This is a genomic window from Bacteriovorax sp. Seq25_V, assembly GCF_000447795.1.
Taxonomy (GTDB): domain Bacteria; phylum Bdellovibrionota; class Bacteriovoracia; order Bacteriovoracales; family Bacteriovoracaceae; genus Halobacteriovorax_A.
In genome coordinates this window covers 105,873-120,685 of record NZ_AUNI01000020.1, presented here as the reverse complement: position 1 = coordinate 120,685, position 14,813 = coordinate 105,873, and the positions used below count along the sequence as shown (strand labels likewise).

Genomic DNA, 14,813 nt, shown 5'->3' with positions numbered 1-14,813 from the left:
AACCAAAATTAACCAGTCAAAATTTCGGGTACTTAAAGCAAGATTAAAAAGACAAACAAAACATTAAATAATTATAGATGAGGAAATTCAGATTATTAACTTCCAGTACTCAAAAAGAGCACTGGAAGACTACATTTAATCTACTTTGATATTTGCAGTATGCGTCCCAACAACTTCACCTTCATATGAAATTATTAAGCGAATAGAAAGTTTTTGATCTTTTGCTTCTTTTTTAAACTTGTAAGTCACCGAAGCTTCAGACTCTTGGGCCATGCCAGGAGCAGAAATTTGTGTCTTAGAGGAAGTGATAGAGATATACTTCTCACCTGTTAAAATTTCTGCCTTCACATCATAGTTACCAGGAATATGATCACGAAGCCCTTTTAGCTTTACTTTAATAGCGTGAGAACGATAGACCCATTTCAATGGCCATGGCTTCCATTTTCTCCACTCAACTTTTGAATCAAAACTTAAATCACTATTCACCTCAGGATTAACTTTTACTTTATCAGAAAAAGTTACGACTTCACTGTAACTTGAATTTAACGTATCCCCAGGGTAAGTCAGTTTAGTCTTCACTGAAATTACAGATCCCGGCATTGCGCTCTCGTTAACTTGTCCTTTGAAAACATCATTTAAATCTAACTTTGATCGTTTTGCTATCACAGGCGCAAAACGTCTCTGTGCATCGAGTGTAATATTATCAGTACTCGATAAAACTTCTATCTGAACATCGCGATCAGATGTCGACGCCCCTCCAAAGTTCTTAAGCGCCATTGCAAGATCAAACTTTGTCCCTTGTAGTAGCCCCTTATCAGTACTTGCAATAATCGCAACAGGTGTTTCGTGATCTTGACGTACAAGCGAGTTAGTCGCAAAAAATAACTCAGCATCACGATTCCCCATTTCAAAAAATCTTTTTTGCTCAACTGGTAAGTAGTCTGAATAACCAGCTTGCTCACCATCTTTAAAACCATTTTGGAATGCAACTTTAGCTCCTTCGTTCTTTGAGAGAAGAAAAGCTTCATCATATGCATGCTTATAAAATTCAGGATATTTCAAATCCTTACTAGAATTGAATGATGCCGTTCTGTACTCTGTATATTTAGTTGTATAATTAGCGAAATAAGTATCTCGGTGATTCTCTTTAAAAGTTTCTACATATGAAGTTTTAAAAGCCTGCTCACAGCTTAGAACAAGATCAGAGACATTCTTATAAACATTAGAACAATCCCTTTCTTTTGTATTTACTTTGATATCAACAAGATCAACATATGTAGACTCTGGTGTTGCTTTAGCAAATACCTTATCGTCATATTTAGCAATCTGGGCCTTTAAATCTTCAATTTCTCTATCAAGGGACTTCGGCATAAATGAAACTAAGCTTTCTTTTTGAGCAAGAGACGACCCATCTAAGATTTCAGAACGCTTATCCTCGAAACCTTGTGGATAAGAAATTGATTTAGCAAAATCTGAGGCCTTTTGTTTCCCAAGGGCGATACCATCTTTACGACCTAGTTCAAAATCTTCGGGAGAATTTACACCGGCATCATAACCTTCTCTCTCTCCAAGCTCTTTTCCTTCTACAAGTCCACGTAATGAACCATCTAAAGTACCAAGCTGTAGACCTATTAGCTGGCCATATTTCGAAGCTACTTCTTGCGTATCTCTTTCAGCTAGTTCCTGTGAATCAGCTACAGCAGAAGCTTGCGACTGAGAAGAACCAATTGTTCTTGCCTCATTATCATATCTTGCGTACAGTGATCTTTTCGTGTCATAAGTTGACTTTAGACTTTTTGTGTCAGCTTCAAGTTGAGTTGCAATCTTATTTTTTTGGTCAAAGTCTAATTCAAGACCAGTAAGAGATGATCTTAGATCAACAACTTTTCTATCTGTAGACAAAATCTCATTTTCGAGTTGCGGTATTAAGCGTTCGAGTTCAACAACACGATAGCGACTAGACTCCGCACGATTATTATTTTCATCAATAGTTGCAAAATTACGAGAAAGCTCATCTTGTACGCGATCTAATTCCGATGCAAAACGACTTTTTTCCTTTATTGTGTTTTCAAGTCTGTATTCGAGACTACTGATTGTAGAATTAACATCACTTAATCTCCTCTCCACGCTTACTCTATTATTTACGACTCTGTCGAGATCAACATCAAGTGTACGTAAACGACGTTCGCCATTCGATCTTTCGGATTCTTTTCTTGAGATTTTCTGTTGATTTTGTGCAATCTCATTTTTCGCCCTTGCTATCACGTCTTGGAGATTAGACATTTTCTGCTTCTTATTGGATATTTTAGAAGTTAATTGATCATTCTCATCTCTCGTTTGTTTTAAATTAGTCTGCACTTGTGTGACTTGTTTGTTAACACTTGAAAGCTCACTCTCCTTATTTGAAAGAGTGCGCCTCTCTCTTTCTACAGCGGCTTCAAGTGGACGAATTTGAGAATCATACTGTGATAGCTCTGATCTTACAGATTGAACCTGCTGGCTAACTGATGATAATTGGCTACTTTCATTTGATAATTGATTTTGTAGTTGGGATATTTCATTACGAGCTTGAGAAATTTTTGATTCAAGGTTCGACAACTCATTTTCTTTTGAAGAGATTTGCCTTTCAGAAGAAGAAATTGAAGATTGAATCTGACGTTGTTGATTATCAAAATTCGTGATCTCTCTTTGTAATACAGCTTTCTTATCAACAAGCCTCTTCATTTCATTTCTTAACTCTACAAGTTTCTGCCTCGTTTGATCATTAACTGGCCCTTGGCGAAGTCTTTGAATTTCAGCTTGTACTGAATTGTATTCAGAATCAACTCTTGATAACTCTGATTTGACTCTATTCTGATCAGACTTTGATTGAGAAAATTTAGAGTTCAAACTTTGAATTTCACGGCGTAGCGAGCTTATTTCATTAGGGAGACTCTGCTTTTGACTTTGTAGACGAGAAATTTCTGATTTCTTTGAGTCAATTTTATTTTTTGTAGAATTAATACTACTTTGTAGATTTGCTTGTTTAGACTCTAAATTTCTAAGCTTTGTCGTTAGTGGAGATAACTTATCTTGCACAGTCTTTAAGTTCGCTTGAGCCTGTCTTAAATCACTTTGAGCACGATCAACTTCCCTTTGAGTACTTTGAAGCTTAAATTGTAGTTGTTGTTTTTCTTGTTGAAGTCTTGATATCTCAGTTTCATTGCGAGAAATTTTATCTTGGTGATTTTTAATATCTTGCCTAAGATTAGGAATTTCAATACGTGCTTGTTCGGCTTCGTTTCTATCGGCTTGAATTTGGCGCTCTAGTCTGTCAATTTGTCTTGTAAGATCATTTAGCGCGCTTGCAAGCCTTTCTCTTTCATTCATCAACTCACGATGAGTATTATTTATTTGGGCCAGATCATTTTGAAGATTAGATCTTTCTTGAAGTGGTCTTTCTAGTTCACGGCGAATTTGAGAGATATCAGACTCAATACTTTGTATTCTATTAGAAAGCGTATACTTTTGATTATTCAGGTCAGTGTTTGCTGAATTAAGTCTTGCTATTTCATTTCGAAGAGTTTCAATTAAAAGTTCAAGTTCAATTTTCTCACTTCTTCCACTATTAAGCTGTGAATTTAAAACTGATAAAGATTGGAGATGTTGCTCAATAAGTTCTTGTGCCTGTTCTATTAGTTGTGCCGCACGATTTGCACTATAACGAGCACTATCACTTTGTGTTTTTGCTATATTATATTTATCACCAGCTGTTTTATAATCAATTTCAGTTGGCAGACCTGAAGCCTGGGCCATTTGCACAAGAGCGCATAGAGTTACGAAACTTAGTTTATTCATAAAAAATCCTCCCAATAGTTTAGGTATAAAACTCTAGATAGAGACTGCCAATTCTCGCCGCAGGGAGTAATAGTGTATTCATCAGGATTGTAAGAAACTTTTAGAAAGTGACATCAAAGTGCCCAAACTATAGAACGAAACGGCACCACTTTTATTAACTGATAGCTCTGAAACTTCCATGGAGGTGTAATCTCTCCCCCGATTTAGAAGTTACGCGAAAACTATCTTTATTATTCTCTAGCGTTACTTTGGAAGGAAGAAATATTGGTTTTTTAAAGTTGATTTGAAAATAGTTCACGCGACGAGCAAGACTCTCTTCAAGGATTCCATTCACCTTTGCGGCCATGAACATACCATGGATAATTGATGTTCTAAAGCCGAAGAGCTTTGCGAGGAACGGATGAAGATGGATGAAGTTAAAGTCACCTGAAGCGATTGCGTAGTTTCTACCATCGGCACCAGAAACTTCAATTTCACTTAAAAAATCAAACTCTTTTTCTAAAACCAAAGAAGTGGAGTTACTCTGTTTCTTTTTATTTTTTGCCTTAGCAATCAAATAATGACTAACGCATTTAATGATCTCTTTACCATTTTGCTTAAAAACAACATTAAAGATAATTAAATTCTCGTCCTGATTAAGAGACGAAATAATTTCAATACTTTTATCAAGATCAACATCTGAGAGATATTCCATCTCATTTGAGACATGAACGATACCCAATAGTGGATATGGAAAGTCAGGCGCAATCATCTGGGCAATATGGGCCCTTTGCGCAAAGAGATAGAAAAAACTAAGAGGGACAAGATCCTGTCTTAACCCAAGAGTTGAGAGGTAACGGTTCAATGTTTTTTTATCAATTGATGGAAGAGTGAAGCTCATTGTATTTGATTTAGCCTCACGCCCCCTTGGCTTACGGGTGATCGTCTTTAATGTCGGTACAAAAAGCTTCAAAGTATTTGGTAATTCCATGTAAAAATCTTACGTGGGCCAATTGACTAAGGCAAGGAAACTTGGGTAATTCAATGTATGCATCATTTTGTCCTGGCCCCCATTAGAGGAGTGACCAACTTTATTTATCGCAATGCTCTAGAGCAGACCTTTTCTGGTGCTGATAGTGCCCTTGCTCCCTATATTGTCACAAAGGAGTCAGGCGAACTTAATATGAGGCAGCTCTACGACGTAGAGGCGTCAAAAAACCTTTTGCCAACAACTGCACAAGTCTTAACTAAAGAAGCTGATCAATTTCTTCATGTTGCAAAAATCTACAAAGATCTAGGAGTAAAAAAAGTAAATCTTAATATGGGATGCCCATATCCTATGGTCGCCAATAGAACAAAAGGTTCAGGCTTACTTCTTCATCCCGAGAGAGTAGAAAGACTTCTCACGACTATCAAAGAAAAGTGCCCACTTGAATTTACGGTTAAGATAAGACTTGGCCGTGAAGACGTATCAGAGATTAAAGAAATCATACCTATTATCAATAGACTCGAAATCAATGACTTTACAATTCACGCGCGACTTGGAAAACAAATTTACACTGGTACTGTAGATGTGGATGCCTTTGAGAGTTGTCTACCTCTGCTCGAAACTATACCTTGCTATAACGGTGATATTAATTCTGTCGCAGACTATGAGCGTTTGAAAAAACGTCTCCCAATGATTAAGAAATGGATGATTGGCAGAGGAGGTCTTTCTAACCCTGCTCTTTTTGCACAAATAAAGGGAGAGGTTTTTAATGAACAAAGCTATAGTGCCAAGTTCATTGAAATGCACAATCTTATTACTACTGGCTACCTTGAACAGGATAATGCGAAATCTGACTTTCTTGCCAAGATGCGTGGACACTGGTTGTACTTTAAAGATATCTTTGAAAATGAGCACAAAGTTTATAAGAAAGTAAAAAAAGCAAAATCAATTGAACACTATAATGATGTTGTTGAATGGATCTTTGAGCAAGATATTTCACCAAAAGTTCTTAATTAAACTACTTACTCGCCTTTTTAGCCTGCTTAATTTTATCTCTTAATTCTTTATCTCTTTGTCGCTTCAGTTCTTTAGATTTTTGATAGAATTCATTATTCTTCAAGCTCAATTTAGTTGAACTCTTCTCTTTCTTCGCATTTTCTTTTAGCTTATCGCGAAGTTCCTTATCCTTGCTTCTTTTAAGCTCTTTCGCCTTTTCGTAGAATTCGTTGCCAACAAGACTAGTACTTACTTTCTCTCTTTTTGTTGTAGCCTTTATATTTTGACGTAACTCCTTATCTTTTTCTCTTTTTAATATCTTAGCTTTTTCATAAAACTCATTTCCTTTAAGCTTTATTTTCAAATCTTTCTCTGACTTTGCCTTAGCCGATGCCTTCTTCTTAACCACTGGAGAAACTGCGAGATCTTTTTCCTCAAGAATTTGTATCAAGTATGCAATCATTTGCTCATCTGACTTGTCTTTGAGATCAATTAGAATTTTATACTTATGAGTGATATATTCTTTAAGATACTTTACAAAGAGAGAGTGAATATTAAGCTTGAATTGCTTAATAAATGTCTCTTCTCCAATAACATGAAGAGCAAATAATCCAGTCGTATGATATTCATTTCTAAGTGGAATACAAAAATAGTCGGATGGTTTTAAAGAGACACCGCCATTAGTTCCAAGACGAATATGATGAGCGCACTCAGCCTTGCGTCCTGAGATGACACAAGTTTGCTTTCTTAACCAATTAAGGTAAGCAGCACTTCGGTGATTGCTATATTTTGTTAACTCCATAGAAAAATTAGAACATAAAGCCCATAAATCGTCCATCCATTGGAAAATTCAGCTCGAAAAATTAGATACTTAAGCTGATTCAGTGTAAAGAAATCTTGATTCCTAGGTGGCTACTAAATGATATAAATTGTGACATAATCAATCAATGAAGTTACTAATCATAAGTCTATTTATGTTCACAGCACTCTCAAAACAACCCTATATAATTCTCTCAGGAGACTGGGAACCCTATACTGGAGTAAATTTAAAAAATCATGGAATTGCGAATAATATTGTCTCCCATGTGATGAACCAAGTTAATGAGAAAGTTGAATTTCACTTTGTCCCTTGGACTCGTACGCTCAATCTTGTTCTATCAAATAGAAAATACATCGCCTCAAGTGCTTGGGCCTATTCAGAAGAAAAGGCAAAGCTTTATGCCTACAGTGATCCTTTTATCAATAATCCCGAAAATCTTTTCTATATCAAGGATAGAGACAAGGTGCTGGAGTGGAATGAGTTAAGTGACCTTAAAAAAGTAAAGGCATCATTTGGAGGAACTCGATCTTACTTACATTCAAAAGTTTTAGGCGAGGCCGGAGTCAACCTCGATATTGCAAACTCCGATTTATTGAATTTTAAAAAGCTATTAGCAGGACGAATTAACTATTTTCCATGTAATCCAACTGTTGGCCTTGAGATTATTAAAAAATATTTCCCGGAAGAACAGGATCGATTTGCTTATATTAAAAAACCAATCATGAATATTTCCCTTGGTCTCGTTGTTGATAAGAAAAATCCTGAAGGGCTAAAGTTTATTGAAAAATTTAATAAGGGCCTTAAGATAATTAAGGCCAATGGTGAACTTAATAAAATTTTTGAAGAGCACTCTAAAAATAAAGAGCTTATTGAGCTCTTTCATCATCGAAGTGCATCAATATTAGATACTAATTCTTCACACTACCCATAGACTTGTCCAGCTCCAGAATACTTCCCTTCATTCCGAAAATATAAATCTTTTCATCATACTTTAAAATGTCAGCATAAACCCTCTCGCCAGGTTTAAGTATTTTTGAAAGGTCTCGTTCTAAAAAAACACCAGTAATAGGATTAACGATCTTCAAAGTACCATCTGCATCGACAAAGTAAATATTATTATCAATCAGAACTGAGCTTGAATAGCCATGGGCTTTGGAAGTAGCTTTAATTTTCCAATTCTCTCTTGAGCCATCAACTTTCCAAGAGTAGAGACCACCATGATAATCATTAAAGATTATATTATCTCCTAAGATGATAGGTTTACTTAAAACAGGTGCATCAATTAAAATTGTACTTTGACGTTCTCCGGAAGGAGAAAAACAAGAAATTCCCCCAAGCTTAGACTCAACGTGAATTTCACCTAAAGGAAAACAAATATGATCATTTGAGATTGCTGGTCCATACCAAGTAGATAGCGGTAATTCTCTTTGCCAAGCTATTTCTCCAGTTTCACTATGGAGACGATAGGCCATCGGACGGACCTTGTCATTATCTTCAACAGGCACACCTGTTCCAACAAAGAGCGCATTTTCTAAAATTCCGACATAACCATCCATATGACCACCAGAGAAGTGCCACTTCTTCTGCATTGTTTCTATATCAATGGCATAAAGACCATCTCCACCAGCAGCTTGATACAAAATATTATTATGAATCACCGGAAAAATTTCAGTATGCCCTTGTGTCTCAAACTTTGTAGCAACAGAGAACTCTTTTAAATCAAATTTATAAACACCCATATGGTGTGACTGATGAAGACCTTCTCCAAAGTAGAGGTATCCATCAAAAAAGACAGGTGTAGGGGAAACGAACTTACCGACATAAAATCGTTTTTCAATACTTCCACGTTTCAACTCTATTTTTAGAAGATTACCAGAAGTTGTTCCAACATAAAGCTTTCCTTCAACAATGGTTCCTTTGGCAAAGACAGGTTCATTTATATCAATAACCTTGATTCCATCTTTAAGTGAAACTTTTGATGATGGTGTTGCGAAGGTCTTGGAAAGAGTTGACTGTACAACAAGTGGAACTGGCCCATTCTTAACATGAGCATAGAAATGGAATCCAGCATAAATTAATACATTTAAGAACATTGCACTAATGAGTAACTTTGGACGCAGAAGAAGTTCCAGTAACTTCCTTGGACCTTCTGCCTTAAGTTTAATTCCAAAGAAACCGGCTACATAAGTAGCAAGGATACTTATTCCTGTGCTTAAAAATGCAAGAGGAAGTAAAACTGTCGGGACAATTCCATAGTGATACTCGATTACATTATTGGACTGCTGTAACAGTTCCATCATTTCCATTGATCCAAACATTTTGTCCCTCTTTTAAATTAATATAACAATTTTTAATTCCACTAACGGCAGGAATTCCCATCTCACGCGCAACAATAGCGCAATGAGAAAGAGCACCACCTCTTTCAACTATAATCCCTTTTGCTCTGATAAAGACAGGTGTCCAACCAGGATCAGTAGCTTTAGCGACAATAATTGGATTTTTTGGCCACTTGATTTTTGAAACGTCCGCCATGCTGTTGATAATAACAACTTCACCTTTCACAAGTCCTGTCGAAATCCCCTCTCCTTTCATCGAATTCTCTACTGGTACATTGTTTTCCAAAGTATCTTTTATTTCTTTAAGACAAGTAACAGTTGAAAAATTATAACGAGAAAGAGCTAAAGAGCGGAGCTTTCTCTCTTGCGCAGTAGAGAGTATTGATTTCGCGTAATCAGAAATTTCATCGAGAGTAATATAGAAAACAAGATCGTTTGGAATTTCTAAACGCTTAGATAATTCTAAAAGCATATAGCGAATATGTGAAAACTGTTTAAGGAGGGCCATTTTCCACTTTTCTCTAAGTTCTAATAAGTCTTTTAGAAGAAGCCACTCTTCAAGAATTAAAGCTTTTTTGATCGTTTTCAACTCTTCAATTTCAGCAGCGATATCACAAATCGAATGGGAAGACTTTAATTCTTCGTACTCTGAAGGACTTAACTCAAAAAAAGCATCGTCTCCCATCTCTTCCCAACGCTTTGAATTTAAATCAAGCTCTCCCGGACAACGATGCCCGTATTTTTGCATAAAAAGTTGTCTAACTTCTGGATATGCACACGCCTTATTAAAGTATCTTGTCATATCGTAGGTCTCAGTCTGAAGTCCAGTTCCCATCCAACGTGTGATTATTTGCTCAGCTTCGCTCTCGCCAGTTACTCCTTTTAGATAACTAAAAAGTGACTGATGAGTTGTCTCTGTTAAAGAGATCAGAACATATGGCCAAAGTAGAGTTTTAGTAGAGAATATATGTGACTCTTTCTGTAAACGCTCAATCAGTTTGTGCGTCTCAAAGTCCGCGTATGACTCTGGTCCGCTCCCCTTTTCCATAATTGTTGAAAATGCAATTAAGTTTTCACGGGACTTCTCGATGAATGGTCTACGATGAGTATTAATAGACATTGCAACACTAAGCATTTTAAAAACAGTTTTAGGCGTTTTGACAATCGTCTCAAAATTTAACTTAGATAATCTAAATTCTAGATGTACACGCGGTATTGGATTTATTCGGTATGGAATTGGTCCAAAGTACAAAGGTCCCAATCGTTCGAGATTAATATAACTTCTTCCAAAAATTGAATCCAATAAAGACTTCGATTGGTTGTCCTCAAATCCAAGATAACCTAACTCTTTTAAAGCGAGGTCGAAGCCACCTCCAGGAGCGAATGATTTCTCCCAAAGTGAGAATGAGAACGTTGACGGACAAACTGTTAGTTCACTGAAAGTTTGCCCATCCCAATAAGTATCTTCGGAGAATTCATTTTTTAATCTTTCAAGTTCTTGAGTTGCTATTTTTTTAGAATCAAGGTCCTTGAGTGTTGTAATAGGACGAGATTGAAGAATATAAACTTCACCTGTCTTAGAAATTGCCCATTCAATATCAAACTTATCATCGTACAATCCTTCAATACGATGACAGTGTGAGACTAATTCATTGAGATTCTCCTGAGATAAATCTTCATTTTCAACGATTGTGTTTGGATACACTTTCTTAGGTGTTCTTTTTCCACTTACGAGATCCTCACCAACACCATCAATATATTCAAGTAGCCAATCTGAAGTTGCCCCAGTTGGGTCCTTGGAAAAAAATACACCTGCATATGCCGGATCTACCATTTCTTGAATAACGACATTCATTCTACTCTCAACAGCAGTAGAAATATTTTGTCGATATGACTTAGAAGATTCATTATTTATACTTGAAAAGCATTTTTTTACTGCGCTAATAAGTTCTTCTAAATTTTCCACATAGAGGAATGTTGTATTTTGACCAGCAAAACTATGATCTTTAGAGTCCTCTGCACTAGCAGAACTTCTAACTGCAAGAGAGAAGTTTCGAGATAAGTAAAAACTACGAAGATTTTCTTCATCTTCAGCTGTAAATGATTCGTGAATAATAAACCCAGTAGGAATAGGTAAACCATCTTGTAACATCATGGCCAACATATAGGCCTTACCACCTACTGCTTTCAATTCTTTGGGAAGTGTTTCAAATGAGTAAAGCATAAATAACCTCTTTTGTTATTTATACCTAATACAGAACACAAATAAGCTGATTTGTATCAGTTTATTTATTTAATTATGCAGTCTTTTGAATAATCGCGATGGTAGTTTTGAATAATAAACTCTTCGAGGTGAGAGACTTCAGGATAAGCTTGTGTTCCCTTGTAATCAAAGAGATAAGCTGCCATACCTAACTCTTGTGCCTTTTGAACCTCTTTTAAGTTCTCTGAGATATAAATTGCAGGACATTCTTCAGCATTACGAAGAGCACGTAGATAGAGAGTTTCATTCGGTTTTAATTCTGCGTTGCTAAGCGGCAAGAAAATAGCATCGAGTTCATCCCAAGCAAAGCTCTCATCTTGCCAGTTTTCCTTGATATAATCCTTGAGGGTTTCAAGCTTTTCCTCATGTGATGCACCAAAGCTTTCTGGAATATTTGATATAGCAGCAACTGATAGACCAGAATTATGTAGAGCTCTTAAAAATTCATGGGCCTTTGGAAAATACTTAAATTCACCGGCCGTTCGAGTATCGATAATAGTGTTTCCAAGATCGAGAAAAACCCAAACACCTTTGGCGCTGATTGATAATTGTAATACTAGAATTAGTGCAATTTGAAACATTCTCATACATAGATTATCCTATGCTATCTGAAAAAAATCTCTATGATTTTAAACAGGTTCTTATCCAAAAAAACTTGCTATAATACCCGCTAGTGCCGGTAACCCCTGTATGAGTGCAGGAATATATTTCTTAGGAGCAGAAGCAAAGAGAACAAAGGCTGCACCTAAAATTACAAATAGAATATAACGCGCTAAAAATATCCCCATTCCATTGCCAAGATAAAGAGAATAGAAAAGTCCAAGGGCCAGGAAGAGATTGTAGAATCCTTGATTTAAGGCCCAAATTTTAATGACCTGCCCTTGTTCCTTTGTTAGAGCAAATCTTTTTAAAACGTGGTCTTTCATAAAGTCGATACTTTCAAGCTTAAAAAAAAGAATATGTAAAATTGCGGTAATCGTGACAAAGAATTTAAATATGGTCATCTCAACTTCCTTATTAATGATGAAAACTTGTGAATATTTTACATTGACACTGGTATGTACGCTAGAAATATCTTACAGATGAAAGACACGCATACAAAGGACTTTATTAATGAAAAAATTAATGACATTCGCAATGTTAGTACTATCTATTAATTCAATTGCTTGTGAGGCAGTTGATACAACTCTAATAAAATTTGAATACGGTATGGCAAGTCAAGCTGACGTAGCGAAAAGTATTGAGTGTAATCTTAATGAAAAAATGGGTGTGAAGTCACTTTGTCAGACAAAGATTGGTCTTAAAGCAGACCTTTTAAAAATTGTAAAAAGCGAATTTGACTATGGGTTAGCGACACAGGATCAAGTCGATGAAGCACAAGAGGCTTATCAGAGAACTAAAGCAGCTTGTAAATAGTAACAACATAATGAGAAGATAAAGTATGGTTACATTTTTTATCTTCTCCATTCTAATATCGATGTCTCTTCATATTTACTTTGAGTATAGAAGAGACTTCAAATTTATCTATCTTTTCAAGCCACTAACCACCACTCTAATTATTATACTTTGTATTAAAAATGGTAGTGAGACAGATTATCGTAATATTATTATCCTAGGACTAATATTTTCGTTACTTGGAGATATTTTCTTAATGCTCAAAGAGCAGAAGTTTATTCCTGGTCTAGTAAGCTTTCTTCTTGCTCATATTATTTATATCTTCGCCTTCACACGAAATATAACTGAGATCAAATTCTGGCCACTGGCCATTCTTGTTCCAATAGCACTTGGACTTTATAGTTACTTATTTAACAGTTTAAAAGAAATGAAACTGCCTGTCGCTATTTACGTCTTAGCAATCCTCACGATGACCTTCGCGGCGTGGCAACAGTTTTTAGCCCTACATTCAATGGAAGCAGTCTATGCTTTGGTGGGATCATTCCTATTCATGACCTCTGATTCTATTCTCGCAATTGATAAATTTAAGACAACTAAGAAGATATTTATATTTCTGATTATGACGACTTATTTTAGTGCTCAACTGATGATTGCACTATCTGCAAGGATCATTCAATGAAGACACTATTCGAAATAGGAAAACTCTTTTTAAAACTTGGTTTTATCGCTTTTGGCGGTCCAGCAGCACATATAGCAATGATTCATCGAGAAGTAGTTGTGGATAGGAAATGGATGACTGAAGAACATTTTTTGGATCTCATGGCCGCAACTGCACTTATACCGGGTCCAAATTCAACAGAGATGGTCTTACATTGCGGGCATCAAAGGGGACAAAAGCTCGGACTACTTACAGCAGGTCTCACATTTATTATACCGGCCTGTCTACTTACCGGAGTTCTTGCCTACTTTTACACGCTTGCCAGTACAATACCTAACTTTGAACATTACCTTGTAGGAGTGAAGCCAGTAGTTTTAATTCTTATATTTCAAGCGGTCACAAAGCTTTGGCCAAAGGCGATTAAGAGTAACGAATATATCCTCATTGCCTTAGTTGTGATTACCTTATCCTTAATCGGAACTGGTGAAATCATTGCACTCTTAATCTCAACAGCTGTGGCATTTGCCTATTTCAAGCTCAAGAATAATTTCACACAGAAAAGTGTTTCCATATCTGCTATCTTTTGGATCTTTACCAAAATTGGTTCAATTCTTTTTGGAAGTGGATATGTCTTAATAGCTTATCTTCAAGATGAATTAGTGGTAAAACGAGCTTGGCTCACTAATCTACAAATCGCAGATGCCATCGCCATTGGGCAATTTACTCCTGGCCCTGTGCTATCTACTGCGACTTTCATTGGTTTTTTGTTAGGTGGTTTTCAAGGAGCGCTCGTTTCGACGATTGGAATTTTTCTGCCTTCATTCATTTTTGTTCTTATCTTAAATCCACTCATACCAAGGATGCGAGAGTCAAAAAATCTATCACTCATCTTAGACTCTGTTAATGCAGGGGTTATAGGTTTAATGCTCTTTGCCCTCTATCCACTTGCGAAGGTATCATTAAATAATAGTGTGGGTATAATAACATTAGTAGTATGTGCAGGGATTAACTACAAGTTTCCTAAGATAAGCTCGTTCAAGCTTGTTCTGTTTGGGCTTACCTTAGGAGTAATAAATTTCTTAGTGAAAGATCTTCCATTCATTTAGGAATGCTTCATCACTCTTATCAAGCGTCGGCCACCAACCTTGAGACCCAAGCTCTTCACCTGTTTCGTAATCAATTGTATGATTTACCCAACCCGTTGGCTCAGGTCCCACAAAACGTCTTAGAACGATACGACCATCAACGATATAATCTGATCTGTGATAGGTAACAGCAAAAATCGATCCATCATATTTCTTTCTAAAAAATCTGATAACCTCGCGATCAGTAATCTCATCACCAAGATTCCACATTAGTGTCATCCCATCATATTCTTTAGCCTTATACCAACCGCCAACGAGGTGATCTGGCTTCATTGTTGATACAAGTGTACGAAATCTTTGATATTCTTCCATTAATGTCTTTGCATCTGGGTCACTATATCCAAAAGTAAGAAATGGCAGCAGTGCCAGCAACATGATTAATTTCTTCATGAAAAC

At 36.3% G+C, this 14,813-nt stretch carries 13 protein-coding genes; 5 read left to right on the top strand and 8 right to left on the bottom strand.

What is annotated here, in order from left to right:
• Positions 1-135 precede the first annotated feature (135 nt).
• Positions 136-3,837 (bottom strand): flagellar FliJ protein, encoded by a 3,702-nt coding sequence (locus M900_RS13245; protein ID WP_021275455.1) that lies wholly within the window; start codon positions 3,835-3,837, stop codon positions 136-138.
• Positions 3,838-3,991: 154 nt separating this feature from the next.
• Entirely contained in the window at positions 3,992-4,807 is an 816-nt protein-coding gene (locus M900_RS13240) for a MaoC/PaaZ C-terminal domain-containing protein (RefSeq protein ID WP_021275368.1), read from the bottom strand.
• 57 nt (positions 4,808-4,864) lie between these two features.
• Here M900_RS13240 and M900_RS13235 point away from each other — a divergent pair, with 57 nt between their 5' ends.
• Positions 4,865-5,821 carry a tRNA-dihydrouridine synthase family protein gene (locus tag M900_RS13235; RefSeq protein WP_021275540.1) on the top strand — a complete coding sequence of 319 codons (957 nt, stop codon included), beginning with the start codon at positions 4,865-4,867 and terminating at the stop codon, positions 5,819-5,821.
• 1 nt (position 5,822) lies between these two features.
• Here the strand turns inward: M900_RS13235 and M900_RS13230 are convergent, their stop codons facing one another.
• Positions 5,823-6,602, bottom strand: coding sequence for a DUF968 domain-containing protein (locus M900_RS13230; protein WP_021275658.1), 780 nt, complete (start codon positions 6,600-6,602; stop codon positions 5,823-5,825).
• 145 nt (positions 6,603-6,747) lie between these two features.
• Here M900_RS13230 and M900_RS13225 point away from each other — a divergent pair, with 145 nt between their 5' ends.
• Entirely contained in the window at positions 6,748-7,551 is an 804-nt protein-coding gene (locus M900_RS13225) for an ABC transporter substrate-binding protein (protein ID WP_084703604.1), read from the top strand.
• Here M900_RS13225 and M900_RS13220 read toward each other — a convergent pair.
• The 4 genes from M900_RS13220 to M900_RS13205 all read right to left on the bottom strand — a co-directional run bounded on the left by M900_RS13220 (position 7,529) and on the right by M900_RS13205 (position 12,223).
• Positions 7,529-8,938, bottom strand: a complete 1,410-nt coding sequence (locus M900_RS13220; RefSeq protein ID WP_021275531.1) for a PQQ-binding-like beta-propeller repeat protein — start codon at positions 8,936-8,938, stop codon at positions 7,529-7,531. The genes M900_RS13225 and M900_RS13220 overlap by 23 nt on opposite strands.
• Positions 8,892-11,180 carry a PEP/pyruvate-binding domain-containing protein gene (locus M900_RS13215; protein WP_021275624.1) on the bottom strand — a complete coding sequence of 763 codons (2,289 nt, stop codon included), beginning with the start codon at positions 11,178-11,180 and terminating at the stop codon, positions 8,892-8,894. The genes M900_RS13220 and M900_RS13215 overlap by 47 nt, the downstream gene beginning before the upstream one ends.
• Positions 11,181-11,245: 65 nt before the next feature.
• Positions 11,246-11,806: a haloacid dehalogenase gene (locus tag M900_RS13210; RefSeq protein WP_021275433.1), complete on the bottom strand. Its 561-nt coding sequence runs from the start codon at positions 11,804-11,806 to the stop codon at positions 11,246-11,248.
• Positions 11,807-11,860: 54 nt separating this feature from the next.
• Positions 11,861-12,223 carry a DUF1304 domain-containing protein gene (locus M900_RS13205; RefSeq protein WP_021275461.1) on the bottom strand — a complete coding sequence of 121 codons (363 nt, stop codon included), beginning with the start codon at positions 12,221-12,223 and terminating at the stop codon, positions 11,861-11,863.
• A 109-nt stretch (positions 12,224-12,332) separates the two neighbouring features.
• Between M900_RS13205 and M900_RS13200 the strand changes: the two genes are divergently transcribed.
• From M900_RS13200 to M900_RS13190, 3 genes are read left to right on the top strand one after another with little or no spacing between them, the layout of a single operon-like run.
• Complete coding sequence (locus tag M900_RS13200; RefSeq protein WP_021275495.1) at positions 12,333-12,635, top strand: hypothetical protein; 303 nt, start codon at positions 12,333-12,335, stop codon at positions 12,633-12,635.
• A gap of 25 nt (positions 12,636-12,660) precedes the next feature.
• Positions 12,661-13,293, top strand: coding sequence for a lysoplasmalogenase (locus M900_RS13195; protein ID WP_021275393.1), 633 nt, complete (start codon positions 12,661-12,663; stop codon positions 13,291-13,293).
• Positions 13,290-14,378 carry a chromate transporter gene (locus tag M900_RS13190; RefSeq protein WP_021275286.1) on the top strand — a complete coding sequence of 363 codons (1,089 nt, stop codon included), beginning with the start codon at positions 13,290-13,292 and terminating at the stop codon, positions 14,376-14,378. Before M900_RS13195 ends, M900_RS13190 begins: the two co-directional genes overlap by 4 nt.
• On the opposite strand, the gene M900_RS13185 is transcribed toward M900_RS13190, so the two are convergent.
• On the bottom strand, positions 14,352-14,807 hold the full coding sequence (locus M900_RS13185) for a hypothetical protein (RefSeq protein ID WP_021275341.1): 456 nt from the start codon (positions 14,805-14,807) through the stop codon (positions 14,352-14,354). The genes M900_RS13190 and M900_RS13185 overlap by 27 nt on opposite strands.
• Positions 14,808-14,813: the final 6 nt, after the last annotated feature.

Coding starts and splice junctions, on each gene's coding strand:
- M900_RS13200 (WP_021275495.1), top strand. CDS start 12,333: ATGAAAAAATTAATGACATTCGCAATGTTAGTACTATCTATTAATTCA.
- M900_RS13185 (WP_021275341.1), bottom strand. CDS start 14,807: ATGAAGAAATTAATCATGTTGCTGGCACTGCTGCCATTTCTTACTTTT.
- M900_RS13215 (WP_021275624.1), bottom strand. CDS start 11,180: ATGCTTTACTCATTTGAAACACTTCCCAAAGAATTGAAAGCAGTAGGT.
- M900_RS13195 (WP_021275393.1), top strand. CDS start 12,661: ATGGTTACATTTTTTATCTTCTCCATTCTAATATCGATGTCTCTTCAT.
- M900_RS13240 (WP_021275368.1), bottom strand. CDS start 4,807: ATGGAATTACCAAATACTTTGAAGCTTTTTGTACCGACATTAAAGACG.
- M900_RS13230 (WP_021275658.1), bottom strand. CDS start 6,602: ATGGAGTTAACAAAATATAGCAATCACCGAAGTGCTGCTTACCTTAAT.
- M900_RS13235 (WP_021275540.1), top strand. CDS start 4,865: ATGCATCATTTTGTCCTGGCCCCCATTAGAGGAGTGACCAACTTTATT.
- M900_RS13210 (WP_021275433.1), bottom strand. CDS start 11,806: ATGAGAATGTTTCAAATTGCACTAATTCTAGTATTACAATTATCAATC.
- M900_RS13245 (WP_021275455.1), bottom strand. CDS start 3,837: ATGAATAAACTAAGTTTCGTAACTCTATGCGCTCTTGTGCAAATGGCC.
- M900_RS13190 (WP_021275286.1), top strand. CDS start 13,290: ATGAAGACACTATTCGAAATAGGAAAACTCTTTTTAAAACTTGGTTTT.
- M900_RS13225 (WP_084703604.1), top strand. CDS start 6,748: ATGAAGTTACTAATCATAAGTCTATTTATGTTCACAGCACTCTCAAAA.
- M900_RS13205 (WP_021275461.1), bottom strand. CDS start 12,223: ATGACCATATTTAAATTCTTTGTCACGATTACCGCAATTTTACATATT.
- M900_RS13220 (WP_021275531.1), bottom strand. CDS start 8,938: ATGTTTGGATCAATGGAAATGATGGAACTGTTACAGCAGTCCAATAAT.